The sequence below is a fragment of the uncultured Maricaulis sp. genome, assembly GCF_963975345.1.
Taxonomy (GTDB): Bacteria; Pseudomonadota; Alphaproteobacteria; order Caulobacterales; family Maricaulaceae; genus Maricaulis.
The window spans coordinates 93,606-120,037 of the sequence record NZ_CAXBGE010000001.1 but is presented as its reverse complement, the minus strand read 5'-3'; the positions used below and the strand labels follow the sequence as shown (position 1 = coordinate 120,037).

23 protein-coding genes and 1 tRNA gene are annotated in these 26,432 nt (G+C 62.2%); 9 read left to right on the top strand and 15 right to left on the bottom strand.

The window, feature by feature from the left end; translation table 11 throughout:
* Window positions 1-21 precede the first annotated feature (21 nt).
* A complete protein-coding gene (locus tag AAC029_RS00500; RefSeq protein ID WP_339742694.1) occupies window positions 22-1,407 on the top strand; it encodes an MATE family efflux transporter in 1,386 nt (461 codons plus the stop codon).
* Here AAC029_RS00500 and AAC029_RS00495 read toward each other — a convergent pair.
* Entirely contained in the window at window positions 1,335-2,390 is a 1,056-nt protein-coding gene (locus AAC029_RS00495; protein WP_339742692.1) for a quinone-dependent dihydroorotate dehydrogenase, read from the bottom strand. The genes AAC029_RS00500 and AAC029_RS00495 overlap by 73 nt on opposite strands.
* The gene (locus AAC029_RS00490) at window positions 2,387-2,746 is read right to left on the bottom strand and encodes a DUF952 domain-containing protein (protein WP_339742689.1); all 360 of its coding nucleotides are present in this window, start codon (window positions 2,744-2,746) and stop codon (window positions 2,387-2,389) included. Before AAC029_RS00490 ends, AAC029_RS00495 begins: the two co-directional genes overlap by 4 nt.
* Window positions 2,747-2,840: 94 nt before the next feature.
* Between AAC029_RS00490 and AAC029_RS00485 the strand changes: the two genes are divergently transcribed.
* The gene (locus AAC029_RS00485; RefSeq protein WP_339742686.1) at window positions 2,841-3,464 is read left to right on the top strand and encodes a helix-turn-helix transcriptional regulator; all 624 of its coding nucleotides are present in this window, start codon (window positions 2,841-2,843) and stop codon (window positions 3,462-3,464) included.
* A 2-nt stretch (window positions 3,465-3,466) separates the two neighbouring features.
* Here the strand turns inward: AAC029_RS00485 and AAC029_RS00480 are convergent, their stop codons facing one another.
* A complete protein-coding gene (locus AAC029_RS00480; protein WP_339742684.1) occupies window positions 3,467-4,249 on the bottom strand; it encodes a hypothetical protein in 783 nt (260 codons plus the stop codon).
* Between the two features lie 136 nt (window positions 4,250-4,385).
* Between AAC029_RS00480 and AAC029_RS00475 the strand changes: the two genes are divergently transcribed.
* Complete coding sequence (locus AAC029_RS00475; protein ID WP_339742681.1) at window positions 4,386-5,780, top strand: cytochrome P450; 1,395 nt, start codon at window positions 4,386-4,388, stop codon at window positions 5,778-5,780.
* Here the strand turns inward: AAC029_RS00475 and AAC029_RS00470 are convergent.
* From AAC029_RS00470 to AAC029_RS00445, 6 genes are all read right to left on the bottom strand, one after another.
* Window positions 5,762-5,980 (bottom strand): helix-turn-helix transcriptional regulator, encoded by a 219-nt coding sequence (locus tag AAC029_RS00470; RefSeq protein ID WP_339742678.1) that lies wholly within the window; start codon window positions 5,978-5,980, stop codon window positions 5,762-5,764. The genes AAC029_RS00475 and AAC029_RS00470 overlap by 19 nt on opposite strands.
* A gap of 2 nt (window positions 5,981-5,982) precedes the next feature.
* Window positions 5,983-6,435, bottom strand: a complete 453-nt coding sequence (locus AAC029_RS00465) for a hypothetical protein (RefSeq protein WP_339742676.1) — start codon at window positions 6,433-6,435, stop codon at window positions 5,983-5,985.
* Window positions 6,436-6,779: 344 nt separating this feature from the next.
* The gene (locus tag AAC029_RS00460; protein ID WP_339742673.1) at window positions 6,780-8,363 is read right to left on the bottom strand and encodes a lysine--tRNA ligase; all 1,584 of its coding nucleotides are present in this window, start codon (window positions 8,361-8,363) and stop codon (window positions 6,780-6,782) included.
* Window positions 8,364-8,591: 228 nt separating this feature from the next.
* Window positions 8,592-10,559, bottom strand: a complete 1,968-nt coding sequence (locus tag AAC029_RS00455; protein WP_339742670.1) for a methyl-accepting chemotaxis protein — start codon at window positions 10,557-10,559, stop codon at window positions 8,592-8,594.
* A gap of 463 nt (window positions 10,560-11,022) precedes the next feature.
* Window positions 11,023-12,741 carry a M28 family metallopeptidase gene (locus AAC029_RS00450; RefSeq protein ID WP_339742667.1) on the bottom strand — a complete coding sequence of 573 codons (1,719 nt, stop codon included), beginning with the start codon at window positions 12,739-12,741 and terminating at the stop codon, window positions 11,023-11,025.
* A 185-nt stretch (window positions 12,742-12,926) separates the two neighbouring features.
* Window positions 12,927-13,373, bottom strand: a complete 447-nt coding sequence (locus tag AAC029_RS00445; RefSeq protein ID WP_339742665.1) for an ABA4-like family protein — start codon at window positions 13,371-13,373, stop codon at window positions 12,927-12,929.
* Window positions 13,374-14,136: 763 nt separating this feature from the next.
* Between AAC029_RS00445 and AAC029_RS00440 the strand changes: the two genes are divergently transcribed.
* From AAC029_RS00440 to AAC029_RS00425, 4 genes are read left to right on the top strand one after another with little or no spacing between them, the layout of a single operon-like run.
* On the top strand, window positions 14,137-14,781 hold the full coding sequence (locus AAC029_RS00440; protein ID WP_339742663.1) for a TetR/AcrR family transcriptional regulator: 645 nt from the start codon (window positions 14,137-14,139) through the stop codon (window positions 14,779-14,781).
* Window positions 14,778-15,716 (top strand): hypothetical protein, encoded by a 939-nt coding sequence (locus tag AAC029_RS00435; protein ID WP_339742660.1) that lies wholly within the window; start codon window positions 14,778-14,780, stop codon window positions 15,714-15,716. The genes AAC029_RS00440 and AAC029_RS00435 overlap by 4 nt, the downstream gene beginning before the upstream one ends.
* Window position 15,717: 1 nt before the next feature.
* Complete coding sequence (locus tag AAC029_RS00430; protein ID WP_339742657.1) at window positions 15,718-16,644, top strand: ABC transporter ATP-binding protein; 927 nt, start codon at window positions 15,718-15,720, stop codon at window positions 16,642-16,644.
* Entirely contained in the window at window positions 16,641-17,756 is a 1,116-nt protein-coding gene (locus AAC029_RS00425; RefSeq protein ID WP_339742655.1) for an ABC transporter permease, read from the top strand. The genes AAC029_RS00430 and AAC029_RS00425 overlap by 4 nt, the downstream gene beginning before the upstream one ends.
* On the opposite strand, the gene AAC029_RS00420 is transcribed toward AAC029_RS00425, so the two are convergent.
* From AAC029_RS00420 to AAC029_RS00410, 3 genes are all read right to left on the bottom strand, one after another.
* The gene (locus AAC029_RS00420; RefSeq protein ID WP_339742652.1) at window positions 17,753-17,953 is read right to left on the bottom strand and encodes a helix-turn-helix transcriptional regulator; all 201 of its coding nucleotides are present in this window, start codon (window positions 17,951-17,953) and stop codon (window positions 17,753-17,755) included. The two genes, AAC029_RS00425 and AAC029_RS00420, sit on opposite strands and share 4 nt — an antisense overlap.
* Window positions 17,950-18,555: a hypothetical protein gene (locus tag AAC029_RS00415; RefSeq protein WP_339742650.1), complete on the bottom strand. Its 606-nt coding sequence runs from the start codon at window positions 18,553-18,555 to the stop codon at window positions 17,950-17,952. The genes AAC029_RS00420 and AAC029_RS00415 overlap by 4 nt, the downstream gene beginning before the upstream one ends.
* 440 nt (window positions 18,556-18,995) lie before the next feature.
* On the bottom strand, window positions 18,996-19,634 hold the full coding sequence (locus AAC029_RS00410; protein WP_339742647.1) for a peroxiredoxin: 639 nt from the start codon (window positions 19,632-19,634) through the stop codon (window positions 18,996-18,998).
* A gap of 124 nt (window positions 19,635-19,758) precedes the next feature.
* On the opposite strand from AAC029_RS00410, the gene AAC029_RS00405 reads away from it, so the two are divergent.
* On the top strand, window positions 19,759-20,247 hold the full coding sequence (locus tag AAC029_RS00405) for a histidine phosphatase family protein (RefSeq protein WP_339742644.1): 489 nt from the start codon (window positions 19,759-19,761) through the stop codon (window positions 20,245-20,247).
* 61 nt (window positions 20,248-20,308) lie between these two features.
* Window positions 20,309-21,877: a glycosyltransferase gene (locus AAC029_RS00400; protein ID WP_339742642.1), complete on the top strand. Its 1,569-nt coding sequence runs from the start codon at window positions 20,309-20,311 to the stop codon at window positions 21,875-21,877.
* 103 nt (window positions 21,878-21,980) lie between these two features.
* Here AAC029_RS00400 and AAC029_RS00395 read toward each other — a convergent pair whose 3' ends face one another.
* From AAC029_RS00395 to AAC029_RS00385, 3 genes are all read right to left on the bottom strand, one after another.
* The gene (locus AAC029_RS00395; protein WP_339742640.1) at window positions 21,981-23,897 is read right to left on the bottom strand and encodes an alpha/beta fold hydrolase; all 1,917 of its coding nucleotides are present in this window, start codon (window positions 23,895-23,897) and stop codon (window positions 21,981-21,983) included.
* Window positions 23,898-24,045: 148 nt separating this feature from the next.
* Window positions 24,046-24,119: transfer RNA gene (locus tag AAC029_RS00390), tRNA-Gly, on the bottom strand.
* 127 nt (window positions 24,120-24,246) lie between these two features.
* Window positions 24,247-26,274 carry a S9 family peptidase gene (locus AAC029_RS00385; RefSeq protein ID WP_339742637.1) on the bottom strand — a complete coding sequence of 676 codons (2,028 nt, stop codon included), beginning with the start codon at window positions 26,272-26,274 and terminating at the stop codon, window positions 24,247-24,249.
* Window positions 26,275-26,432 lie beyond the last annotated feature (158 nt).

Here is a 26,432-nt window from a genome sequence, read left to right as displayed (position 1 = left end):
GGGCCGGGATAGTGGCGAGCGATGTCCAGCCCTTCTGAAACCAGCCGCCCTGCACTCACCCGTATCGACGTCATCAAGCGCGCTCTGCCGCTGGTGATCGCCAATGCGACGGTGCCGCTGGCCGGCGTCGTCGACACCTTCGTGCTCGGCCTGTCGGGCGATAAGGGCGATCTGGGCGGGGTGGCGCTGGGCGGCGCGATCTTTTCCATCTTCTATTGGAGCTTCTATTTCCTGCGCATGGGCACGACGGGGCTGACGGCCCAGGCCGATGGCGCGCACCAGCGCGCCGAGACCCAGCGCATCCTGATCCGCGCCGTCGCCATCGCCGCACTGCTCGGCATCACCGTCTGGCTGCTGCGTTATCCCATCGCTTGGGGCGGGTTTGCCGTGCTGCAGGGCGAGCCCGGCGTCGAGACCAAGGGCGCCTCCTATCTGCTCGCCCGTGCCTGGGGGGCGCCGGCAGCGCTGGCGACCTTCGCATTGACCGGCTGGCTGATCGGGCTGGGTCGCAACACTGCGACATTGGCCATCTATGCCGTTTTCAGCGGTATCAATATCGCGCTCGACCTCTGGTTTGTGCTTGGGCTCGGCTATGGGCCCGGCGGCGTCGGTGCGGCGACGGCGATCGCCGAATGGGCCGGTCTGCTCGTCGGCCTCGGCTTCGTCGCCCACACGCTGAAGCGCCAGGGCGGCTGGGCCAGCGAGGTCCTTAACCGCGCCAGCCTGCTCAATCCGGGCGCCATCGCGGAAATGTTCAACGTCAACATCAATCTGATGATCCGCACCTGGAGCCTGATTGTCGGCTTCACCTGGTTTGCCAATGCCGGCGCGCGCCAGGGCACCGCCATCCTCGCCGGCAATCACGTGTTGCTGCAGGTCATCACGTTATGGGCCTTTGTGCTCGACGCCTTCGCCTTTATCGCCGAGACCGAGGCAGGCCGCGCCTTTGGCCGCCGCTCGCTGAGCGGTCTGCGCCGAGCCGTGCGCCTGACCGGCGAGCCAATGTTTGCCGCCGGTGCGATCTTCGCAGTGCTGACCTGGCTGTTCGGCGCCGATATTCTGGGTCTGCTGATTGCTGATCCCGAAGCACGCGCTTCCGCGATCCGCTATCTGCCCTGGTGCGCCGTCATCCCCTTCCTCGGGGCGGGCGCCTGGTTGATGGACGGGGTCTTCATCGGCACCACCAGCGGCAAGATTTTGCGCAATGCCGGTGTTGCCGCCGTGGCGATCTATCTCGCCGCCGACGCGGCTCTGTCTCCGGCCTTCGGCAATACCGGCGTCTGGATGGCGTTTCTGATTTTCTATATCGCGCGCGGCGGCACGCTCATTCTCGCCTACCCGTCGCTTGAGCGCAGATTGCAATCAATGCCGACCGCTTCAGTGATCGAGGCGAAACCATCGGCCTGAAGCCGTTTGACGAGGCCAGACTTGATGCGCTGCACCAAGCCAGGCCCGCGATAGACGAGGCCTGTATAAAGCTGGACCGCATTGGCACCGGCGCGAATCTTGGCATAGGCCGCATCGGCGCTATCAATGCCACCAACCCCGATAACCGCCAGATCCGGACCCGCAATGCGTCGGAACAGACGCACCAGCTCGGTTGAGCGTTCGAAAATCGGCGGACCCGACAGGCCGCCACCCTCACCCATCAGGGGGCTGGTCAGGCTCTCGGGCCTCAGGATGGTGGTGTTGGAGACGATAATCCCGTCGAGCCCGTGACGGCCGATCGCCTCGATCATGCCGGGCACGTCTTCGTCAGCGATATCCGGGGCGATCTTGAGGAAGACCGGCGCCGGACCACGCACTTGCGCCACCGCTGTGAGCAGATCATCGAGCGCGCCATGAGCCTGAAGATTGCGCAGGCCGGGCGTATTGGGCGAGGAAATATTGACGGTGAAGAATTGCGCCAGATCCTTCAGCCGTTCCAGACAGGCGACATAATCGGCGATGCGATCCTCGCTATCGAGATTGGCGCCAAGATTGACCCCGACCATGCCGCCGCGCCTCTGGCGCCGGCGCAGTCGCGCTTCGAACGCATCGAGGCCGAGATTGGGGAAACCCATCCGGTTGATCACCGCTTGGTCGGAAGCGAGCCGGAAAATGCGCGGACGCGGCTTGCCCTCCTGCGCGCGCGGGGTCACGGCGCCCAGTTCGACAAAGCCGAAGCCGGCCGCCAGCAACGCATCGGGGGCCTCGGCATTCTTGTCGAAACCGGCTGCCAGCCCGACCGGATTGGGCAGATCGAGCCCGGCAATACGGGTCGCCAACATCGCATGGTCAGCGAAGATCTGCCGGGGTCCGAGCCCGGCCTTGAGGCCGAGTATCCCGAAGCGGTGGGCCGTCTCAGGCTCAAACACATGCAGCGCGCGTGCGATCAGATCGTGGATCACCACTGGCCTCCCAGATCGGACGGCAAGACCCAGTCGCCCTCCTCATTGCGGCGCACATGGCGCACGCCGCGCACGGCGCTGACGGGAATGTCGCCATAGACGTGCGGAAACAGCTCGCCGCCGCGCGATTTTTCCCACTTCACACGGGCCCCCAGCGCTTCAAGATCAATCTCGGCGAGGAGTAGGCGCGGATGCTCATTATAGTGTTTGAGCAGCGTGCCCTCGACCTGTGCCGCGGCGGAGAGATGGATGAATCCATCGGCGATATCGTACGACTCGCCGTGAAACACGCCGGCCATCATCACTGCGGCCCAGCCCTCAGGCGTCGCGAGTCGGTATGCAATCTTGTCGCTCATCAGCTGGGGTTAACCCGCGCACGAAGACCGCGCAAGGTTCTCTGGTTCATGGGCTTATTTTCCTATAACTTTCCTTGTTCAGGGACGTATCGCCATGTTCACGCACGACCAGATCTGGCGCGGGATCGACCGCCTCGCCGCCCATGCCCAGACCAGCCCCTCCGGGCTGGCGCGGCGCGCTGGTCTGGACTCGACCACGTTCAATCCGTCCAAGCGGATCTCCAGTGACGGCAAATTGCGCTGGCCCTCAACCGAGAGCCTGACCAAGGCGCTCAGCGCAGCCCATCTCGGCTTCGCTGATTTCGCAGCCCTGGTCAGCGGTGAGAGCCGGGCGCGCTCCTTGCCAGCGCTTGATCTGGCGGATGGCGACAGGGCCGCCGCTTTCGATGCGATCGGTCTGCCGACCGGGCCGGGCTGGGCCCGTGTGCCTTTTCCCGATCTCGGAGAGAGCGACGCCTACGCCCTGCGGGTGGAAGGCGAGGCGATGCTGCCGATCTACCGGCCAGGCGATCAGCTGATCATTGCGCCTGATGAGAAGCCGCGTCCGGGCGACCGCGTGATGGTGAAAACCCGCGATGGCGAGATTTCCGGCTGGCAGCTGGGCCACAGCACGGTGCAGGAGGTGGCGCTCAAATCGCTCAACCCATCAGGTCCGGACCGGATCATCAAACTGGTCGAGATTGCCTGGATCGCCCGCATCGTCTGGGCCAGCCAATAGGCCTATTGCGTCATCTGCGCGACGGCCCAGGCCGTGGCCGCATGGCGATCACCGCTGAGGCCTTCCAATTGCACCGCCTCGGCCAGCAACCCGGCTTCGAAAGCATCGCGCGGTTCCAGCCCGAGCGCGATATCGAGCTGTTGCCACGCCATCAACGTCCGGTCCGGATCGTCCAGCGCGATCAGGCCGAGCGCGAGAAAATAGCGTAGCGCTGGATTGCCGGGATCAAGTGCGATGGCCTGGCTGTAAAACCCGGTGCCGGCTTCGACCGAGGCGCCGAGCATCTCCATGCCGCGCGTGCCGCCGCGCCGCGCCACTTCGAGATTCCAAGCCCCCAGCGTGCCGAGCGCCCAGACATTGCCCGGATCCTCCATCACGACGGATTCCAGCAGTGCGCGCCCGCGTTGTGGCACGCGCAGGAACAGGGCTCGCATCGTGCTGGTATAGCGGCCCTGATAGCCCAGCGAGATCGCCAGTCGCAGTCGCGCCTCGGCGCTCTCATTATCGGCGCGGTAGGCAGCCTCAGCCAGATCAAGCGCATCGCGCGTCAGCGCGCGGCGGTCGGGATTGTCCGGTTCGAGCATCAACTGCGCCACCAGCGCGCGGGCCGCATAGGCATACCCCTCCGCACCGCCAGCCTGTTCCGCCTGGCTCGCGGCCTCCTGCCAGTGACCACTGGCAAAGGCCTGTCGCGCCCGGTCCATATCGGCCTGGGCCGGGGCGGTAAGAAGGACGAGGGCAAGCAGGGTGAGGATTCGCATTCGCGCAATGTAGATCAGTTGCATGACGGAATGAAGCGGGAGTTTGCCCCCCGGCCCGCGCGCAGGCCGCGCCGCCATGCCGCGACCATTTGCGCATTGGCCAGAGCGCCAATGACGCGCAGAGTCCGCACCATGGCTGGGGCCGTTGCGGAGTGAAGACGTGATCAGCGACAAGGCCTTCCAACCGCCCAAACCGCCCTATGCCCGCTATAGCCAAGTCGGCCGGCTGACCGTGTCAGACTATTGGACCTATTTTCGGGCGATGAATCGCAATCCGCTCGAGATCTGGGGCGAGCATCATTTCGAGTTTCTGATCGCGCCCTTCCGCTTCCTCGGCCGCGACAGCCTGTTGATCAATGATCCCGCCGCCATCCATCACTGCTTTGTCACCAATGCCGCCAATTACCGCATGAATCCCGTGCGCCAGGCGGTGTTGAAGCCCTTCTTGCGCGATGGGTTGCTGACAGCAGAGGGCGAGGTCTGGAAGACCGCCCGTCACGCCGTCGCTCCAGTCTTCACCCCGCGCACGGTCAATAGTTTCGCGCCCAAAATCCGCAGCGTTTGCGACGAGGCCGCCGAGGCTTTCCTCGCCGTAGATGGCCGCACGATCTCGCTTTCCGATGCGATGGTCGATCTGACGCTGGATGTGTTGATCGAGACGCTGTTCTCCGGCGATGAGGCGCTAGACAAGGCGCGCTTCAGCGCTGGCATTTGCCGCCTGATCGAGATCACCGGCATCCCGCACCCGTTTGATCTGATGCATTTGCCCGGCTGGCTCCCGCGTGTTGGCCATGGCGCGGCGCGGCATGTGATCGCCGATCTGCGCCGCCAAGTCGCCCATGTCGCCGCGGTGCGCCGGGCCCAGCCCGATGCCGAAACCGCTGGCCGCACGCCGGACTTTCTCGATCTCCTGCTCGGCGCCGGGCTCGACGAGACCGCCATTGTCGACAATCTCCTCACCTTCCTTGCCGCCGGCCACGAGACCACGGCCCGCTCGCTGGCCTGGACGCTGTATCTGCTATCTCAATCGCCCGATGTATTGCACCGCCTCGAAGCGGAAATCGATGCCGCACCGCTCGACACCGCCGATCCGGCCAACTGGATGGACGCCCTGCCCTGGACGACGGCAGTCATCAAGGAGAGCCTGCGCCTCTACCCCTCGGCCCCGATCCTGGCCCGCACCTCGATCGCCGCCGACACCGTTGCCGGTCTGCCGGTGGCGCCCAATACCGATGTGCTGGTCTCGACCTGGCTGTTGCACCGCCAGCGCGATTTCTGGCCGCAGCCCGACAGCTTCCAGCCGGAACGCTTTTTCGGCGCGGCGGCCGAGGCCATCCCGCGCCACGCCTGGCTGCCGTTCGGCCTCGGTCCACGGGTGTGTATCGGCGCCCGTTTCGCGATGATGGAAATGGTGATCGTACTCGCCTGCCTGCTGGGCAAGCTGCGCTTCGACTTCGCCAGCGAGCGCCACCCTGTCCCGGTAATGCGCATCACGCTGCAGCCCGATACAGAAGTCCCGATGCGCGTCACCCGGCGTCAGACGTTGGGATATTGAAACACCTGTTCCAGCGGCACTTTGAACGTCGCCGCTATCCTGAAAGCGACCTCAAGCGAGGGTGAATACTTGCCCTGCTCGATGGCGAGAATAGTCTGACGCGTCACACCGACACGCCGCGCCAGCTCGGCCTGGGTCATCTCATCGGCGGCAAAGCGTAATTGCCGGATGGCATTGGTGATCCGGGTTGGTTTGACCATGTTCAGAACCCCCGGCGATAGGCAATCAACATCCAGACCGACTTGGCCATTTCCGACAGGACCAGTGCCACCAGCAAGGTGTGCGCGACCCAGAAGCCCTGCCAGCCGGCCATCACTTCAAACATCGCCGCCACAGCGCCAATCGCGACGACATAGCCGCCCAGCGCATCGCCGCGTGTGGAGATCGCTTTGTCGCGCTCATCGGCCTCGCTAGCGATATCATCGGCCAGCTCCAGACCTTTTTCGACCGAACTCGCGGCATAAATGCCAATCCCGACCTGACCGACAATGATCAACGCCACCAGCACGCCGACCATGATGTAGAGCCGCGCCTGATAATCGATCTCGGCGACCGGCTGGCTGTTCACCGCGCCCATCAGGTCGAGGAAATACCAGCCATAAACTGCGATCATCGCCAACAACGTGACCCATGCGCCTTGTTCCCGAAATGCCATGTCAAAAACTCCCAACTTCGTGTTAAATATTTTGTACAAACACGATGTAGGAAAAACCAGACCTTATGTCAATAATTATGTACATTTATCTCACGTGTAACGACAAGCGGCGCGCCGCCCCGCCGCATCGCGGAAAAACTTCAGCCCACTGCGACAGGTTTTCAAGTTCCGCGCGTTGATGGAGGGAGACACGGACGCCAAATCCCCCCGGACGGCTGCGTTCCCCACGGATCTGCGCGGCCCTGGCGCTCCGTGTCTCACGCCGCCCAGTCGGCGGGATGAAAGGCCTCGCCCCCCCGGAGCTTTTCATCCAGACACTGCAACTCACGCTGACGGGCGAGACCCTAACCAAGCAATTCGCCCGTCAGTGCCTTGCGGATCAGGGCGATGGTTTCGTCAATACCGTAAATTGCCACGAAGGAGCCGAAACGCGGCCCCTGTGACTGGCCCAGCAGAACCTCATACAGCGCCCTGAACCAATCGCGCAGATTGTCGAACTCTGCCGCCTTGCCCGCTGCATAGACCTCGTTCTGGATCATATCCGGATCGCGGCAATCGGCGCCCAGCACTTCGAGCCGCGCGATCAGATCCAGCATCGCCGCGCGTTCGCGATCATCGGCGGCGCGGAAGGATTTGTTCGGCTCGACGAAGTCCTGGAAATACTTCACCGCATAGCCGGCCAGCTGGTCCATCATCGGATGGGTCTGCGGCGAGGCACCGTCGCAATAGCGGCCGATAAAGCCCCACATCACATCGGTATTATGCGCACTGCCGGCCGACGCCAGATTGAGCATCAGGGCAAAGCTGATCGGCAGGCTATCGGTTGGCGGATTGCCGTTATGGATATGCCAGACAGGGTTTTCCATCTGCTGCGCCGGCGTCTGGCCCGGATAGGCCGCCAAATGCTGCATATACTCATCGACCGCCTTGGGAATGACGTCAAAAAACAGGCGCTTGGCCGTCTTCGGTTTGACGAAATTATAATAGGTCAGGCTCTCTTGCGGCGCATATTTCAGCCACTCCTCGACGGAGAGCCCATTGCCCTTCGACTTGGAGATCTTCTCGCCCTGCTGGTCGAGAAACAGCTCGTAGACAAATTGCGTCGGCGGCTCGGCGCCCAGGATACGGCAGATGCGCGAATAGATCGGCGCATTGGTCTGGTGATCCTTGCCGAACATCTCGAAATCAACCCCGAGCGCGGCCCAGCGCATCCCGAAATCGGGCTTCCATTGCAGCTTCACCTGACCGCCGGTGACCGGCAGGGTCGTCTCGGTTCCGTCCTCATCATCGAAGGTGATCGTGCCGGCCTTGGCGTCGATCGATTTCATCGGCACATAGAGCACGCGGCCGGATTTCGGCGAGATCGGCAAAAACGGCGAATACGTCGCCTGGCGATCAGCCCCCAGCGTTGGCAGCATCACTTTCATGATGTCGTCATAACGCTCCAGCGCCCGGATCAGGATCGCGTCATAAACGCCAGATTTGTAGAGCGCCGTCGCCGACTCAAACTCGTAATCAAAGCCAAAACTGTCGAGGAAGGCCCGCAGGCGCGCATTCATGTGGGCGCCATAGCTGTCATGCGTGCCGAACGGATCGGGCACCACGGTCAGCGGCATTTGCAAATAATTCGCCAGCATCGCCTGATTGGGCAGATTGTCGGGAATCTTGCGCATCCCGTCCATATCGTCGGAGACACAGATCATCCGCGTCTGATACTTCCCCTCGGTCAGCGCCTCGAAGGCATGCCGCACCATCGTCGTGCGCACCACTTCGCCAAACGTCCCCATATGCGGCAGCCCCGACGGCCCGTAACCGGTCTCAAACACCACCGGTTTATTGCCCAGCCCGGCCTGCTCGATCCGCTTCAAAAGCAGACGCGCCTGTTCGAACGGCCAGGCTTTGGCATTGAGGGCGAGTTGCGCGGTCATGATGGTGGCTTTCAGTGAAGAACTGCGAAGCCGCCGAGGTAGGCTGTGCGGGCGTGGGCGTCAAGCGGCGCGGGGGAGATGGGATGTGGTGAGCCCCGGAACAGGTCTGGGGAAGGCGGGTTGCAGGGAAATGGTGTGGCGATCATGCGCCGCCGCGCAGCAGACCCAAAAAAAGGCCCCGGTCCGCGCGAGGCGGCCGGGGCGTTTTCAGCATTGCCATGAAGCCAATCAGGCGGCGCGAACCGTTTCCAAAAACTGCCTGACTTCGCTCTGCAGCTTGTCGGAATGATCCCGCAGCGCTGCAGCAGCGGCATCAACGGTTCCGGCGACGGCGGCGGATTCGGAGACCGATATCTGCACGCCGCTAATGTCTTCCGACACCGAGCGGGCGCCGGCGGCGGCCTGCTGGGCGGCGGCGGAGATTTCCGACGTCGCTGCGGTCTGTTCCTCGACTGCGCCGGCCAGGGCCGTCGTGGTGCGGTCAATCTCGTCGACGCGGCCAATGATTTCGCGCGTCGAGGCGATGGCGTCATTGGACGACTGGCCGATCTTCTGCAGCTGGCTTTCGATCTGCACCGTCAGCTGCTGCGTCTGCTCGGCGAGGGCCTTCACTTCACTGGCCACGACGGCAAAACCCTTGCCGGCATCGCCGGCCCGGGCAGCTTCAATGGTGGCGTTGAGGGCGAGCAGATTGGTCTGCTCGGCGACACCGGTGATGGCGCGCACAATCTCGTCGACGCCGTTGACGGCCTCAGTGAGGCTGTCGAGATTGGCCGAACTGACCTTGGCGTGATCGCTTGAGGACCGCGCGGCGGTGGCGGAAGCCGCGACCTGCGAGGAGACTTCCAGGATGGAGGCGGTCAGTTCTTCCGAAGCGGCGGCAATGGACTCAACGCCGGCACTGGCCTGTTCGGCGGCGGCGGCGACCGAGGTCGAGCGGGCACCGGTTGATTCGACCGAGCCATTTAGCTCACGGGCATTGCCCTGCAGCGCCGCCGAGGCATCGGCCAGGGCCTGGATGACGGTTCCGACCGATTGCTCGAACATGTCAGCCATTTGCCGGGTAGCTTCGCGTCGGGATTCAACGGTACGGGCTTCGGCTTCGGCATTTTCTGCCCGCACCCTGTCCATCTCGATCGAGTTGTCCCGGAAGACCTGCAACGCCCGCGCCATGTCGCCGATTTCATCGCTGGCTTTGACACCATTGATTTCGAAAGTGTTGTCGCCATCCGCGAGGCGACGCATATCGCGGGTGATTCGTGTGATCGCGCCGCTGATCTGGCCAGAGAAGAACAGACCCAGCACGACAGCCAGCACCACTCCAACGCCAACGGAAACCAGTACCGTCATCTCGGTGCGCCCGACATCCGCCTGGGCCTGAGGCCCGAGTGTATTCTGGGTCGCAACACTCTGGTCACGCTTGGCGGCTGCGGCGGCTGCGATCTGGGGGCCAATCGTATCCATTGCGGCAAGGTGGGAATTGCGCGTTGAGATCGCTTGGACTGCGGCGTCGAAACCCACATTGAACGTCCCAAAAGAGGCCTCCGCCTGTCGTAACAGTGCCTGACGTTGAGGGTTTTCGATCCGGCCTTCCAGATCGGTGAAGGCCTGACGTACGGCCTCGGTCTCGTTACGAACCCTGTCAGAGTCTTCGGCGGTATTTGAGGTCAGGAAACGATCAGCATAGAGCCGCGCCAGCAGAAGTTTTTCCTGCACTATCGAGGCATAGTAGGCTGCTTCGCCGTCGCCATCACGATAGGCTGACGCGATCACTTCGCTCAACACTTCGCGCACATTGCGTCCCGCCTCCGAGAAATCGGCCACGGCCGCTTCACGCAGGTCCTGCTGTTCCACAGCCGCGCGGAAGGCATCACGATATTGAACGGCCTGCTCGCCCGCATCAGACAGGCCGGCTGTGTCGAGTGCGCCAACCAGGCCCTCCAGCGTCGTCTCAAAACTCGCTACCCGCTCGGGAGCGCCGCTGGCGCGCCAGCGAAACCCTTCCAGCCGGGCCGCGCCGAGATCGACATTGACCGCATTAACCGCAAGGCTCTCTCGCGCAGCGCCGCGATACTGGGTGAATATACTGCCCAGAGCCTGGGTCCCGAAATAGCCGAACATTCCAATTGTGATCGAAATCGCGGCGAGCAATAGAAATGCACCAAGCATTTTCTGGCGAAGGCTGAGTTTGAACATGAGACACTTTCCTAAAATTTAGTGCAAAATGAAGGACGCCTCCTAGCAATATATTAACGGTCATATTATATTACTTAAGGGTTATCGAGACTTGCTTCTCGTTTCGTCAGACGCACTCAACCGAGTCCGGAGCATCCAGGTCAGCACCAAGCTCGACACAATCAGCCCATGAAGGCCATCGCGGCACAAATCGAGGCGCCGATCAAAAGATCGAACACGATCCACTGACTCCACCACGACAGGGCGCCAACCGGTTGGGAGCGGCGGTCGCCCAAAATCGGCGCCGCGAGGCCGTCACCCGTTTCGACGCTTGTCGCACCACCTTTTTCAGCAAGAAAGAGGAGGGAGATAGTCGATGCAGCTCAAACCAAACTCCTTCCTTTTCCTTGTGTCCTGATCGGAGACATAGGTAATAGAAGCTCGGGGGCAGGCTCGACGCCTGTCAGTACAACGCAGCGCCGGATTACTCCTCCGCTACCCGACCGAACAGATCGCCAAAGAAATCACCTTCATTCCAGGATACACCCTCGTCGGAATCCGCGATTTCGCGGGCGATGAGATAGTTGATGTCGGCGAATTTGGCGCCCTGGTCGAACAGGACATTCAGGCCGCCATCGAGCTGGTCGGAGGGTTGGTGATAATGGGTTTGCACGAAGCCCATCAGACCGCGGCCCTCATCCCAGCGTGGATCGGGTGAGGCGAAGCCGGTCGAGAGCATGATCGCGGGAATGCCCTGGCGGACAAAGCTGTAATGGTCCGAGCGCACGAACAGGTTTTGTTGCGGGATCGGGTCGGGGCTGACGACAACGCCAAGCCGGGCGGCGGCGCGCGTCGTGATCGCGCCGAGATTGGAATGCTCGGCGCCAAAGGCCAGCACATCGCCAAACTCATAGGTGATCACCGGCATGTCGAGATTGACGTCGGCGATCATTGAACCGGCGGGAATGGTCGGATTGCGGGCGAAATGTTCCGAGCCGAGCAGGCCTGTCTCCTCACCGGCCAAAGCGATGAACAGGACCGAACGGCGCGGCGTGCCGAGCTCGACGAAGCTGCGCGCGGTTTCAAGCAGGACCGCTACCCCGGCGGCGTTGTCGAGCGCGCCATTGCAGATCGCGTCGCCGCTCTCATCGGCGCGGCAACCCTGATCGGGCTTTCCCGGATCGGAAACCGTGCCGATATGATCGAGATGCGCGCTCAACACCACCACTTGGGCGGCGAGTTCCGGGTCAGCGCCGCGCAAAATACTCACGACATTGGGGTCGGAGAATTGTTGCGAGATGGAGCGCTGGCGAATGGTCACCGTGTGCGGCAGGACGAAATGTGGATAGCGCGCACCGGCCTCGTCATTCATCGCGGCGCGCACCTCTTCCAGGCTCATCTCGGCGCCGTCGAACAGGGCCGCGCTGAGCTCGGCATCGAGCGTCGCCGAAGCGCGCAGTTGGTCGTAATTGGATGGGCCGGTCGCCGATGTCAGACGAATGCTCGGAAGCGCCGCCGGGCCATTGGTGAATTCGGCCGCATCCTCATCACTCCAGTCACTCAGCGAGATCATGCCGATCGCGCCATGCGCCGCCGCCGTATCGCGTTTGACCGAACGGTGATGCGCCGCCTCTTCGCTCGGCAGGCCGTCAGGAATGCCGTCAACCACGACGACGATCTTGCCGGTGATATCGAGGCCGGCATAATCATCATGGCCCCGCGCCGGCGCCGAAACGCCATAACCGACAAAGACCGGCTCGCCCGTGACGGACGATTCCGCCAATGCCGGATTTAATTGCACATAGACCGAATGGCCCTGGTCATAGGTGACACCGTCCATGGTGAATTGATCATAATCCCGATCGGCCTGGATTTGCTGCATCGGCACGGCCGCAAAATAAGTGCCGTCATCGCCGGCCGGCTCAAGCCCGAGCAGGCGCATCTGCGCCGCAACATAATTGGCCGCGATCGCGTAGCCCACGGTTCCGGTGCCACGCCCCGCCAGTTCATCGGACGCCAGAAAGCGGATATGCGCCTCGATATTCTCCGCCGCGATATGCGGCATCGCCACACCAACCGCCGCCCCCGTGTTCGCCTGCGCAAGCGTATCCGCCTGCGCGACCGGGTCCGTCTGGAGGATGGACGGATCCAGGGCACAGGCAGAAAGCGCCAGACCGGCGATGATCGGTGTGAGATGTTTCATGATGCTCCCTCAAGCAATTTTTGCTGTGTATTTCGCAACTGCAGCACAATGGTGCAGGAAACCCCAAAACCTTGAAATCTCCGTCCCCGATGGAGCATGATTGGAATAAGGCCTCCACAGACACAACTTAATTTCCCGAAACCTGCGCGCAATCGTGGGCGGGGGGAGCGGGCAGATGGAGAAAGTCAGCTCTCCGCCAGCCCCCAGCCGCCCTTGCCCGTCAGTTTGCGGCCGACGAGGTAAATCGCCAGCCCGATCGGGCCGAACATCAGGGTGAAGAACAGGCTCGGCGCCATCAGCCAGTAGGGGATATCGCGGCGTAAAGCGTCGCGGCTGAGCCAGGCGCCGATGAAGAGGTCGAAGACGAGATAGTGGGTCCAGCCCGTCAGGGCGCCGACCGGGCGGGCGAATAGGGCCATCACGCCGGCGAGGGTCGAGAAGCCGGCGCCTTCGCTCGCCTGCCCGAAGAAGACCCCGGCGGACAGGAAGCTCAGATAGATCACGCCGAGCAAGAGCGGGAAGAAGGCGGTGTGGACGAGGCGCTGCGTCCATGTCCAACGCGGCGCGAACAGCAGCAGCGCCCAGGCCGGGAAGATGATCAGGTGAAGGGCGAAGTAGATAGTTTCATACATGGCGGGTCTCCGTGGTGTGGATGGAGCCTGTGACAGGCGGCGGCGTCAAGCTTTGGCGGCCCTCCCCGGGACATGCTCCGGCTTTGCCGGTGCGTGTCCCGACTCGCGACGGTCCAGGCGGGACGGCTGCAGGGCTGATCGGCGGTGGCGCGAAGCCGGAGACGAGCTTATCCCCCACCGCCTCCAATGAGCGCACGTCATCCTGACGCCAGTCAGGACCTCGACGTAGCAGGTGCGGAGCCTGTGATATCGAGGTCCCGGCGTTCCCCGGGATGACGGGTTTTAGGCAAACTTATCCCCACCCCCTCCACCTGCGCGTATGCTTCAGCTGTTCCGGTCGCACGGGAGGCACGAGCTCAGTCAGTCGCGGCGATCGGGAGCGTGCAGCCTGTCCGGGCGAAGGGGTGACATCCCGAGCGCTGGCAGGGCGTCCATTAAGGTCTGACGGCACTAAACGACCGACCTGAGTACCTTTCTGGATTGGAACCGGGGTGGAGACAGCCCGAGAAAACTGCACGTGCGGGACGTCACGAATGTCACGCTACTTACATTACCGGTTACCGGCATTCGCCGGCGTCCCGCACCCTCCTATCCCTCCAGCCGCTCGCGGCGTGGAGATTTTGGTGCAACCTAAAAAGGGGACAGGTATATTTAACGCGCCCGCGCCACGGCGCCATTGCTGCGCAAGCCGGTTGGCGGCGCGTTAAATATACCTGTCCCCTTTTAACTTGCTACTGACTGACCGGTCAGTTACATACGAATCATGATCCGCAAACCCAGCCATCGCCGCCGCCCGGAAGCGCGTCCCGAGGAAATCCTCGAAGCGGCGCTGGCGGTGTTTGTCGAGCAGGGCTTTGCCACGGCGCGGGTCGAAGATATCGCCCGGCGGGCCGGGCTCTCCAAGGGCGCGCTCTATCTTTATTTTCCCTCCAAGGAAGCGATGCTCAATGCGCTGGTGGAGCAATCCGCCGGGGCGCTGGCGCGATCGGTCGAGCAACACGTGGCCCACAGTGCCGCGGTTGATCCCGAGGCGGCGCTGCGTGGCCTGTTGCGGATCCTGATCACCGCCATGTCATCACCGAAAATCTCGGCAGCGCCGCGTCTGATGCTGACCGAGGCGCACCGCTTTCCCGAACTCGCCGCCTTCTACCGCGAACACGTGCTTGATGTGATGCGCCGCTCGGTGAGCGCCCTGCTCGCAGCAGCCGTTGAAAAGGGTGTGTTCCGCAAGGTCGATACCGACGCCTTCATGCGCGTCATGATCGGCCCCGGCATCGTGCATATGGTGTTGACAACAATTTTCGAACTCAAGCCGGAAAAGCTGACCGATCCAGGCGACCTCGCCGATGCGATTGCCGATATCGTGCTTTACGGCCTCATACCGCGCCAGGAGAGCCTGCCTTCATGACCCGTTTCATCGCGCCCGCTTTTGTTTTGGTCCTGCTCAGCGCCTGTTCGCCGCCCATCGAGCCTGGCCTGCACGGCTATGTCGAGGGGGATTTCATCGCATTGGCGCCGGATATGCCCGGCCGGATTATCGAAACCAGCCTGCTCGAAGGCGGCCCAGCCACCGCTGGCCAGATCGCCTTCCGGGTCGACGATACCGACGCCCAAGCCGCCCTCGCCGCCGCAACGGCCCAGCTTGCAGTCGCAACGGCGCAGTTCGATGATGCGGCAGCCGGCGCGCGGGCTCCGGAAATCGGTGCCGCTCGCGACCAGCTCGCTCAAGCAACAGCCGCGCAAGCGCAAGCCGGTGACGATTTGACCCGCACCCGCGAGCTGTTCCAGCAGGGCCATGTCAGCCAAGCCAGGCTCGACCAGGCCGAGGCGGCAGCGGAGACCGCCAATGCCCGCGTCAGTGAGATGCGCCAACGCCTCAACCTGGTGCAATTACCGGCGCGCGAGAACCAGTTGCGCGCGCTGCAGGCGGCGATCGCAGCGGCACAGTCCAGCGTCGACCGCGCCGAATTTACCCTCAGCCAGCGCCACATTACTGTGCCCTCCAATGGTCATGTCGAACGCCAGATCCGCTATGCGGGCGAACAGGCCGGACCAGCCCAGCCGGTCTATTCCCTGCTACCCGAAGGCGCAGTTCACGCGGTCGTCTTCATCCCGGAAGGCGAACTGGCAGCGACCCCGTCTGGCACACGCCTCGCCGTCAATTGCGATGGCTGCGCGTCCGGCCTGATGGCAACCATCACCCGGATTGATGATGAGGCGCAATTCACCGCGCCCTTCATCTATTCCGACAGCGAACGTTCCCGGCTGGTCTATCGCGCCGAAGCCCGGTTTGATGCCAACCCACCGCCCCCGGGCACGCCGCTGCGGCTCGAGGTACGCTAGCATGGATGGCGAACTCGTCATTGATGTCCACGGGCTGACCAAGAGTTTCGGCAACACCAGGGTGGTCGACGATTTCTCGATCCAGGTCCCCAAGGGCGCGATCTATGGATTTCTTGGCCCCAATGGTTCGGGCAAGACGACAACGATCCGGCTGATGTGCGGTCTGTTGAAGCCCGATGGCGGCGGCGGCACGGCGCTGGGTTATGACATCGTCACCCAGAGCCGCGAGATCAAATCGCGCGTCGGCTATATGACGCAGAAATTCTCCCTCTATGGCGATCTGACAGTGCGCGAGAATCTCGACTTCATGGCCCGCCTGCACGCGGTACCAAACCAGACACAGACCGTGCTCGCCACCCTTGCGGAGTATGATCTGGAACCGCGGGCCAAACAGCTCGCCGCCAATCTGTCTGGCGGCTGGAAACAGCGCCTGGCGCTCGCCGCAGCGACCATGCACAAGCCCGGCCTGCTGATGCTCGACGAGCCGACCGCCGGGGTTGATCCCAAAGCGAGGCGCGATTTCTGGGACCGCATCCGGCGCCTGTCGCAACAGGGCGTCACCGTGCTGGTCTCGACCCACTACATGGATGAAGCCGTGCAGTGCGATTCCATCGCCTATATCGCCTATGGCAAGAAGCTGATCGATGCGCCCTCGGCCGATATTGCCGGCATTGTCGGCCTCACCACCTGGCGCATTGAGGGCAAGGGCCTGCAGCCCGTTTATGACGCTCTGCAACACGCGCCCGGCGTCGACCAGATCGCCCGTTTCGGCTCGGCTCTACATGTCTCGGGGCGCGACGAGGCGCTGTTGGAGCGCGCGATTGCGCCCTGGCGCGAGCGTCCGGAATTTGATGTCAGCAAGGCGAAGACCGGACTCGAAGAAGCCTTCATCTGGCTGATGACCGGCGCGCAGGACAATTTCCAATGAACCGCTTCGCTTCCTTCAACCGCATCATCGCCATCCTGCGCAAGGAATTCATCCAGATGACGCGCGACCGGCTGACCTTCGGCATGATGGTCGGGATCCCGGTGATGCAGCTTTTGCTGTTTGGCTATGCGATCAATACCGATGCGCGCCATTTGCCGACCCTGGTGGAAATGGGCGATAGCGGCCCGGCCAGCCGCGCCATCATACAGGCGATGGAGACGTCGGAATTCTTCGACATCACTGGTATCGTTGCCTCGCCCGAAGAGGCTGATATGGCGCTGCGCGATGGGAGAGCCTCCTTCGTGGTGGCGATCCCGCCAAATTTCGAACGCGATCTGGCGCGCGGCGAGCGGCCGCAAATCCTGCTCGACTCTGACGGCTCCGATCCGGTTGCCGCCGGGGCCGGCAGCGGCGCCTTTGCCGGCATCGTCCAGCGGGCGCTTGAGCCTTATCTCGGTGAGATGACGCCGCCGGTCGAGACCGTGATTCACCGCCGCTACAACCCGGCCGGACGCACTGCGCTCAATATCGTTCCCGGCCTGCTCGGAACCATCCTGACCCTGACGATGGCGATGATGACGTCGATTTCGCTGACGCGCGAAGCCGAACGCGGCACACTCGAGGCCTTGCTCTCAACGCCGACCGAGGCCTTCGAGGTGATGATCGGCAAGATCACGCCCTATGTCTTTGTCGGATCCTTGCAGGTCGCCATCATGCTGGCCGGGGCACGCTATCTGTTCGGGGTGCCGTTTCTGGGCAGCCCGTTCGCTTTCATCATCGCCAGCGCGCTCTTCATCGTCGTGAACCTGGCCTTGGGCTTTTTGTTCTCGACCGTGGCGCGGAGCCAGATGCAAGCGATGCAGCTGACCATGTTCCTGTTCATGCCCTCCTTCCTGCTCTCCGGCTTCATGTTCCCCTTCGCCGCCATGCCGCATTGGGCCCAGGCGTTGGGCCAGCTCATTCCTACCACGCATTACATCCGGGTGGTCCGCGCCGTGATGCTCAAGGGCGCCGCTCTGCCCGACGTCTGGCCGAGCATCTGGCCGCTGATGGTGATGTTCATCGTCATCGCCGTGGTCGCGATCCGGCGCTATCGCCGGACACTGGATTAGGGTTTGGCGTCGTCGTCGAAGATCTGTTCGATCTTCAGTTTGAACAGCCGACCAAGCTTGAATGCGAGCGGCAGCGAGGGATCATATCTGCCTGTCTCCAGCGCATTGACGGTCTGCCGCGAGACATCGAGACGACCTGCCAAGGCCTGCTGGCTCCAGCCAAGCTCGCCCCGCAGCTCGCGCAGACGGTTTCTCATGCGTCAGCCCCGCCGATGATCTGCAGGGCCACGCCGTATCCCAGGGCAAAGCCCGGCAGAAGCAGATAGGCCGGCAAATCGGGGGCATCCAGCAGCTGAGCGAACAGCCCCCAGATCGTGGCCAACAGGAGCACGGTTCCAGCTGACAACGCGACCGCCCGAATTCTGAGGTCGCGCATCATCTCGTCGGATGACTGGATCATGGCACTAAACGCCCAGACCCAACCGGCCAGGAATAGCGATGGCAAGGCAAGCAGGCCGATGCGCCAGAATGGCGGGGTTACGCTGTCGAGCCAGGACATCGCCAGAACCAGGCTCAACACATAGCCCAGCACCAGCAGTGTGTTGCGCAGGGTGAAGCTGCCGAATGCCCGGTCGACGAGATTGACTGACGCCCGTCTCGCCCTCTCCAGCCGCCATAGCCATGCGGCGAGCGACAGGACGCCAACGGCGGCAGCGATGATCGGCCAGATCAGACCTTGTGACCGCACAAATAGCTGAGCTGCGACTATCAAGCTGACGATCCAGACCAGCAAGAGCAGGAAATCAATCCCAGACGGTGCGCGATGCCCCGCATCCGCCTTGTTCAACCTGTCTGTCATCGCCCTATCCCCGTCCCACGCTGCAAGTCCGGGTGGTCAGGAAGCGCGTGGGTCTGGATTTTGCGGCTCATGACCAGATTCGCCCGGGCCAACTTGTCCGCCCCCGCAATCGGGTCGGATAAACTGGGTGTCAGCAAATGCCTGCCGAATGAGCCTCCCGGAAGAGGCACAGTCCTCGCCGATGTGTTTCTCTGCCGCGCCGCGCACGGTCTGTGGTCAAGTTCAAAATCGCGCCGGCCCGGTTCCATGACAACACCCTGTCTGTAAAGCGTACTTGTCATTTATATGTAAAGGATCCTTGTCGTCAAGTTTGAAACATTTCCTCCCACGCAAGGCCTGGCCCCGCCTGGTCGAACAAAAAAGGGGCGCCCGGTCTGTCCGGACGCCCCTGTTCATGGGCTCAACTGCAAGGCACGGCACCATCAGGTGCCGGATCTCGCCTAACCCTTATTCGGCTGTTTCGTCGTGCGCAGATACGGTTTGATCTTCTTGTAGCCGGCCGGGAAGAGCTTGTCGGCATCAGCATCCGAGAGCGTCGGCACGATGATGACATCCTCGCCATCGACCCAATTGACCGGGGTCGCGACCTTGTAATTATCGGTCAGCTGCAGGCTGTCGATCAGGCGCAGGATTTCGTTGAAATTGCGGCCCGCGCTTGGTGGATAGGTGAAGGTGGCGCGGATCTTCTTGTTAGCGTCGATGACGTAGACAGCGCGGACCGTGACGGCAGACGCCGCATTCGGATGGATCATCGAATAGAGGGTCGAAACCTTGCGATCCACGTCCGCGATAATCGGGAAATTCATCGCGACATTCTGGGTTTCCTCGATATCCTTGATCCAGGCCTTATGGTCTTCGGCACTGTCGACCGACAGGGCAATCGCCTTGGTATTGCGCTTGGCAAATTCGTCCTTCAGCTTGGCGGTGAAGCCGAGCTCAGTGGTGCAAACCGGTGTAAAATCAGCCGGATGCGAGAAGAACACCACCCAGTTATCGCCGATCCAGTCGTGAAAGCTGATCGGACCTTCATTGGTGACGGCATCAAAATTCGGGGCAATATCGCCCAGCAACAAACCCATATTCGTCTCCTTGGTTCAAAAGCGTGAAAAAACACACTAGGACAAAGGTGCGCTTTGCCGCGCGCCATTTCAAGATGCGCGGCAGAGGGCGTGACAGGATGAACACTCAACAGGGCAGGCCTTGATGAACCGGATTTTGATTTTGATGCGCCACGCCAAAGCCGTAGACCGGATGGACGCCGATGACGATTTTCAGCGTGGCCTGACAGCGCGCGGTCATGAGGATAGCCGCCGGGCCGGCGAGATGCTCGCGGGGCTCGGCCTGCCCGTCGATCGGGCACTGGTCTCCCCGGCCTGGCGTACGCGTCAGACCTTCGACCATCTTGGCCCCCTCATCGGCACACCGCCCATCGAGGATCCGATGGCGCTCTATCATGCCAGCACCGAAATGCTGGAACGCGCGGCGCTGGCTGCCTTCCAACAGGTGCAGCGCATCGTCATGGTCGGGCATAATCCCGGCATTGGTGGATTGGCCCACAAGCTTGCGGCACGTTGCGGCGCCCGCGAAGCCTTGCCGATGGGCTATCCGACAGCGACCGCAACCGTGTTTTCACTTGTGGGCGAAACGCTGGATTCGCCGACCCTGATCGGCGTGTTCAATCCGGGCGATTGACTCCCCCAAAAGTTGTGTTTCTATAGCATAAACCAAAAACACAACCTTGATGGGCATCGCCATGGATGGTGGCCAAAGCAAACACATTCCCGCTGCATCCGGTCAACCAAGCGGCCCCGCCGCCCACAGGGTTGGCACACCGGACATTCTGTCACGCCTATGGGCCCACGATGCGGCGGACGGTCTGGCTTCGCGCACACCGGGCTACAGCGCCAAGGCGGGCCTGAATCCAAGCCAAGGCGCAAGCGTCAATTTGGCCCTGAGCGTCCTGATCCTGCTGGCCGCGCGACGCCTCACGCTTGATGCCGACCTGCTCACCGGTCTCGGCGCGGTGGTGTTCGCCAGTCTGATCGGTCTTCGCTTGACCGCCTGTCTGGTGCCACCCGCTTGGGCCGCGCGGCGCACATTGGCTCCCAGCGCTCTGCCCCGCGCCAGCGTGATTATTGCGCTCTACCGGGAAAGCGCTGTCTTGCCAGTCCTGATCGCGGCGCTGGAGGCGATCGACTACCCCGCCGACCGCCTCGAAATCCGTCTGGCGCTCGAAGCCGATGACCACGACACGATTGCCGCCGCACGGGCGCTGAAGCTCGACCAGAAATACCGGGTCATACTGGTCCCCGAGGGCGGTCCACGCACCAAGCCGCGCGCGCTCAATTACGCGCTGCGTTTTTGCTCCGGCGAGATCATCACCGTGCACGATGCCGAGGACAGGCCGCATCCACGGCAATTGCGCATCGCAGCAGAGAGTTTTGCCGCGGCGGGGCCGGACCTGGCCTGTTTGCAGGCGCCGCTCAACTGGTTCAATCGCGAGGAATGCTGGCTGACACGGCAGTTTGCGCTGGAATATGCGGCTCATTTTCACGCCCTGCTGCCGCTCTATGCCCGACTTGGCTGGCCGCTGCCACTGGGCGGAACCAGCAATCATTTCCGCGCCGCCGCGCTGCGCCGGGCGGGCGGTTGGGATGCCTGGAATGTCACCGAGGATGCCGATCTGGGCTTTCGCCTGTACGCGCTGGGTTATCGCAGCAATGTGATCGCGCCCATGACACTGGAAGAAGCGCCAACCCGCATCTGGCCCTGGATCTGCCAGCGCAGCCGCTGGCTCAAGGGCTATGCCCAGACGTTGGCGGTACACAGTCGCAGCGATAGCGCCAGTTCCGGTCCGCGCAGCGGATTGGGGTTGGGAATGACGCTCGGGGCCGCACTCATCTCGGCCCTGTTACACGCGCCGTTGGCGGCGGCCTGCTTGTTTGGCTTGGTCAGCGGCCAATTCGGGGGCAGTGCTTGCCTGCTGTATGGCGGGTTTCTGGTCGCCGGCTACGGTGCTGCCGCGCTGAGCGCCGCGACTGGCATGCGGCGCGCCGGCCTGAGCGTGCGCTTGGGCGATTTGCTGACCATGCCGCTCTACTGGCCGCTACAGAGCTGGGCTGCAGTGCGGGCTCTGTACCAGCTGGCGACCAGACCCTATTTTTGGGACAAGACCGAACACGGCATCAGCAGACTGGCGGACCCCGCATGTATCTCTCCCTCACCGCCACCCTCATCGGTCTGGCCTGTTGCAGCGCGCTCTTCTTCGTCGGACGCTGGCGCGCCGGCCAGCCCGCGCGGCCCGAACGCGGACCGCGTCTGATCCCTTGGACACTGGTCGCCATCATGGCCGCCGCCGTCGGCGTCATCCTGATCGCTCACCTCGCCGAACTCGGCGGATTGGATCTGAGCCAGTTGCGGCGGCGCTAATTCGCCGGGAAATTCTCGTCGAGAAAGGCCTGGCTTTCGCGCAAGACGGTCGCACGAGCTTGGGGATTGCTCAGATAATGATCCTCGCCCGGCAGCGTCACGAAGCGGGCGTTCGACCGGCCCTCCATCGCATTGTACATCAGCCGAAACTGGCCATAGGGCACCGTCGTATCGAGCTCGCCATGCATAATCAGCAGCGGGGCCCGGAAATCGGCGGCGCGTTCAGCCGGCGTGATTGTCCCCTGTTGCGCGCGATTGCCATATCGGTCGCCCATGAACTGCTCCCAATAGCGCACGGATATCTCCAGGCTATTGCGGCTTTCCAGGATCGCAAACGGGTCGGTGACGCCGGCGAAGGAGATTGCGCAGGCGACATTCTCCGGATCACGCAAGGCCACCATAAGAGCCGCATAGCCGCCATAACTCCAGCCGGACGCACAATACGCACCCGGCCGGGCGAGACCGCTTTGCTGCAGGGCGTGAGCACCGTCGATGATGTCGTCGATCATGCGCGTGCCGAAGCCGCCATAACCGGCTTCGAGGAAGTCATAGCCATAGCCGTCGGAGCCGCGGAAATTCGGTTGCAACACCGCATAGCCAAGCGAGGCGTAAAACGAGGACCACCATCCATATCCGGCCGTATCGCGTGCCTGCGGGCCGCCATGCGGCATGACGATCAGCGGGAAAGGTCCATCGGCCTGCGTCTGCCCCGGCGGCAGCGTGACATAGGCCTCGATCGCCAGCCCGTCGGAGGCGGTGTAATCAAAGCGATTGCGCGGTGACGGCGCCTGCCCCTCCGGCAGGACCGTCTCGACATCGAGCAGGCCAAGCCCACCGCTTGTCAGGTCGAGCAGGTAGATATTGGCCGGCTGGCCGGAATCCTCGCCGACCACGACCAGCTTGGTCCAGTCGCGGTTCCAGGCCGTGATCGTGATCGAATCCTCGGTCAGGATCTGGCGCAGTTCGGCGTGCACCGCCGCGAGTTCCGGATTGGTGAATATCTGGCGCCGCAGGTCGTCGACATAGGTAAACCCGACCACATCCATCGCGTAATCATCGACGATCGGGTCCATCAGGGAGACATCGACATCGCCGACGTCGAACCGGGAAACTTCACCACTGGCAATATCAAGCCGGCGCAGGCCGAGCCCCGGAATTCGCACTGCCGTCGCCCGGCCTCCGTCGGCCAGGCCGTAAATCGCCGGGATCTCGCCATTGAAAATGCCCGAATAGATCGCCTCATGCGACCCACGCCCCGAACGGTTGATCGTATATTGTCCGGTCTCATCGACAAAGCGCGCCTCCAGCACCGCCTCACCGGCCTGGTTCATGACGTAGTCAAAAGCTGAATCGGTGGAGACGTGGAGACGGCGCACGCGGCGGCCATTTTGGAGATTCATCTCGTACACTACAGTGCCGAAATCATCACGGCTCTCGATCCGTGAACCGGTGCGCGCCCGGGTATCGAGGGCGTAGGTGATCTGGACGGCAATCCGGTCGTCGTCGCCGATCAGCGGCGAAACCATGTTCGAGCCGACCATCAGCATTTCCGAGCGCCCGGTCGCCACCGAATAGGCAATCGGCTGGTTCAGAGTCCAGGTTCTCAATCCCTCGCGGGTCGGCAGCGTTTGAACCGAGGTGACATAATAGACCAGGTAGGAATCACTCGGCCAGGAGAAGCCGGTCATCCGGCCGCCCTCGGGGGCGGGAATGACGATCGGTGCCGCACCGCTCTCCAGGTCGTAAATGCAGATCTCGCGCAGCCCGCGCGGACTGCATCCGGTCGCCAGATGCGAACCATCGGGTGAGATATCCGCCGACCATATCCGCGGCATGGCAGCATAGGTCTCGACTTGCGCCGCTCCCGGCCCAGACAAGATCAACGCCAGAACAAGCCCAACAAAAATCGGCATGATTTCCCCCCGAAACAGGTCGGCGCAAACCCCCTCGATCACACGCGAACCATGTATCAGATTGGGTCGCGATATATTTGCGTGTCAATTGGAAATGCAGCCTCAGATAGACTGCCTTGCGTCAATTGGAGCTGGTCGGTGAAGGGACTGGAGCGGGTGAAGGGAATCGAACCCTCGTCGTAAGCTTGGGAAGCTTCTGCTCTACCATTGAGCTACACCCGCGAAGTGGCGACTATAGACGGAGCGGTTGGCGGCGGGAATGGCTTCGTGCACGCAGGCCGGGCGGGTGAGCAGCAGCATGGGCCAGTCTATCGACCGGCCCTTGCCCATCCGTTCGTGCCATCAAGCGCTACGGCGCCGGATCCGGCGGATTATGTTCCAGCAGGAAGCGTTCCAGGTTGGTGTAGAGCTGGAGTTTATCCCCGACCGTCATTTGATTGGAATAATGCCGGCCACCCTCAATCGATATGAGTTCATAGGGCCGCCCGACCGCTTCCATCGCCTCGGCCATGATTTCCGCCTGATGATAATCGACAACGATGTCCTCAGTGCCGTGGATAATCATCAAGGGCGCGGACACATCACTCGCATGTTTCGCTGGTGAAACGGCATTGATCGCAGCCTCGTGCGCACCGCGCCAGTCGCCGATATTCCGGGCCCAATAGAGTTGGGAAGACCCGCGATTGCGGCCTTGCTCATAGCCCATCATCGCGACGATATCCGAGACCCCTGCGCCGGCGATGCCGCAGCGATACCGATCCGGTGTCAGCGTCATGCCTGCCAGGGTCGCGTAACCGCCATAGCTCCAGCCGAAAATACAGACCCGGTCGGGATCGATAATCCCGCGTGCGGCGAGCGCGTCGACACCGTCATCGAGATCGTTCTGCATCGCGTGACCCCATTGCCCATAGCCAAGCTCGGCGAGCTCAACACCATAGCCGCCGGAGCCACGAAACTGGGGCTGGAACACGGCATAGCCGCGCGAAGCGAGCAATTGGGACCACTCGTCAAAGCCGTAATAGTCCCGCGATTCCGGGCCGCCATGCGGCATCAGGACCAGAGGCAGATCATGCGCATCGCGTCCGACCGGAAGCGTCAGATAGCCAAACAGGCCGAGCCCGTCGCGCGCATCGTAATGCACAATCTCGACCGGCGAAACCTGCGCATCGGCGATGCGGGGCCGTGAGCGTGCCAGAAGCCTGACATCGCCAGTTCCCGGATTGATCAGATAATACGCGCCCGAGGTTTCGCCGCCCTCGACGTGAAGGACAACCTTGTCGAAAGCCCGATCCCAATTAACGATATTGACATTCGACTGCGGGAAAGCCGCTTCGATATCAGATTGCAATTGCTGGAATTGCGGATCGAAATACACCTGACGTGGCCGCTCTTCCTCAACCCTCGCACCAATCACCGCATTCGTGCGCCAATCCGTGATCAAGCCGCCGACATCGGCGATGTCTGAGCTGAGAATCGGCCCTTCAATCCGCTCCTCGACAAGATCGAACCGAAACAGCGCGCGCCGTCGGCCCGGCAAGGTGTTTGCCGCATCACGATCAGCATCGGAGCGAAAATAGGCATAGCGCCCGGTCGGATCGACGCCCGACACCCAAGGCAGTGCGGCTGTCCACTCCTGCCAATTGCGGGCCGCGAAGTGGAATTCGCGATCGAGTGTCTGACGCTCGGAATAAACCCTGTGCCATTCGCCGGTCCCTTGGGTGGTCCATAGCTCGTAGGGATCAGCACCCTCGCCTCCCCCTCGCTGTCGAATGATCGGCTGATCTTGCGCATTCAAAATATATTCGAAATCACGTGTGCCGAGAAATTCGCGGCTTCGCGCGGTTTTGCGGTCCAACCCCTGTTGGAAGAGGCTGTAACCTTCACCGCCGCGGCGGCGCGACGAAGCGCTGTTGGGTGTGTTCCGATCGGCCGGCACCCAAGTCAAAACCGAGTCCGCGTCCTGCTCATTAATCGATGCAAATTCAGTTCCGTAATCAAGCTCGACCACATGCTGGTCCGAAATCCGAAGCAGATATTCGCGCCAAATATAATTCTCTTCGCCCATACCCCAAAAGGTGCCGCGATACATGTAGGTCAGCCACAGATGAGTATTGCTGGCAAACCTCATCGAATTGACGACCTGATCGTCTCCAACATCGATAACAACCGGCTGTTCGGAACCGTCCAACGTGACGATGACGATATTGCGCTCCTCCCAGCTCTCACCGGAGATGAAGGCAAGGTGGCTGCCATCCGGGGATATCCGGACCAGCGCCATGTTGGGCAAGGCGGCAAAGTCTTCGATCGACGGAGGCGCTTGGCCGATGGCCGCCGGCTGCAGGCTGACCAATGCCAGTATGATCAGTAAAAAGCGCATCGAATCCCCCCATTCAAGCAATTTGAAGTTGCTACACTCCTTGACGCGACACAACCAGAAATTCAGATCACGAACGTCTGCGACGATTTTCGTGGCGGCGAGTCTCATCGCAACATAGAAAAAAGGCCGGTCAATAGACCGGCCTTTCTCTTCATTTG

Bases quoted from the DNA above. Each gene is read 5' to 3' on its own strand.
- AAC029_RS00490 (WP_339742689.1), bottom strand. From the start codon at position 2,746: ATGAGCGACAAGATTGCATACCGACTCGCGACGCCTGAGGGCTGGGCC.
- AAC029_RS00460 (WP_339742673.1), bottom strand. From the start codon at position 8,363: ATGACCGCGCAACTCGCCCTCAATGCCAAAGCCTGGCCGTTCGAACAG.
- AAC029_RS00435 (WP_339742660.1), top strand. From the start codon at position 14,778: ATGACCCGTTTCATCGCGCCCGCTTTTGTTTTGGTCCTGCTCAGCGCC.
- AAC029_RS00400 (WP_339742642.1), top strand. From the start codon at position 20,309: ATGGATGGTGGCCAAAGCAAACACATTCCCGCTGCATCCGGTCAACCA.
- AAC029_RS00440 (WP_339742663.1), top strand. From the start codon at position 14,137: ATGATCCGCAAACCCAGCCATCGCCGCCGCCCGGAAGCGCGTCCCGAG.
- AAC029_RS00450 (WP_339742667.1), bottom strand. From the start codon at position 12,741: ATGAAACATCTCACACCGATCATCGCCGGTCTGGCGCTTTCTGCCTGT.
- AAC029_RS00395 (WP_339742640.1), bottom strand. From the start codon at position 23,897: ATGCCGATTTTTGTTGGGCTTGTTCTGGCGTTGATCTTGTCTGGGCCG.
- AAC029_RS00385 (WP_339742637.1), bottom strand. From the start codon at position 26,274: ATGCGCTTTTTACTGATCATACTGGCATTGGTCAGCCTGCAGCCGGCG.
- AAC029_RS00485 (WP_339742686.1), top strand. From the start codon at position 2,841: ATGTTCACGCACGACCAGATCTGGCGCGGGATCGACCGCCTCGCCGCC.
- AAC029_RS00445 (WP_339742665.1), bottom strand. From the start codon at position 13,373: ATGTATGAAACTATCTACTTCGCCCTTCACCTGATCATCTTCCCGGCC.
- AAC029_RS00430 (WP_339742657.1), top strand. From the start codon at position 15,718: ATGGATGGCGAACTCGTCATTGATGTCCACGGGCTGACCAAGAGTTTC.
- AAC029_RS00455 (WP_339742670.1), bottom strand. From the start codon at position 10,559: ATGTTCAAACTCAGCCTTCGCCAGAAAATGCTTGGTGCATTTCTATTG.
- AAC029_RS00500 (WP_339742694.1), top strand. From the start codon at position 22: ATGTCCAGCCCTTCTGAAACCAGCCGCCCTGCACTCACCCGTATCGAC.
- AAC029_RS00405 (WP_339742644.1), top strand. From the start codon at position 19,759: ATGAACCGGATTTTGATTTTGATGCGCCACGCCAAAGCCGTAGACCGG.
- AAC029_RS00415 (WP_339742650.1), bottom strand. From the start codon at position 18,555: ATGACAGACAGGTTGAACAAGGCGGATGCGGGGCATCGCGCACCGTCT.
- AAC029_RS00425 (WP_339742655.1), top strand. From the start codon at position 16,641: ATGAACCGCTTCGCTTCCTTCAACCGCATCATCGCCATCCTGCGCAAG.
- AAC029_RS00470 (WP_339742678.1), bottom strand. From the start codon at position 5,980: ATGGTCAAACCAACCCGGATCACCAATGCCATCCGGCAATTACGCTTT.
- AAC029_RS00465 (WP_339742676.1), bottom strand. From the start codon at position 6,435: ATGGCATTTCGGGAACAAGGCGCATGGGTCACGTTGTTGGCGATGATC.
- AAC029_RS00480 (WP_339742684.1), bottom strand. From the start codon at position 4,249: ATGCAACTGATCTACATTGCGCGAATGCGAATCCTCACCCTGCTTGCC.
- AAC029_RS00410 (WP_339742647.1), bottom strand. From the start codon at position 19,634: ATGGGTTTGTTGCTGGGCGATATTGCCCCGAATTTTGATGCCGTCACC.
- AAC029_RS00420 (WP_339742652.1), bottom strand. From the start codon at position 17,953: ATGAGAAACCGTCTGCGCGAGCTGCGGGGCGAGCTTGGCTGGAGCCAG.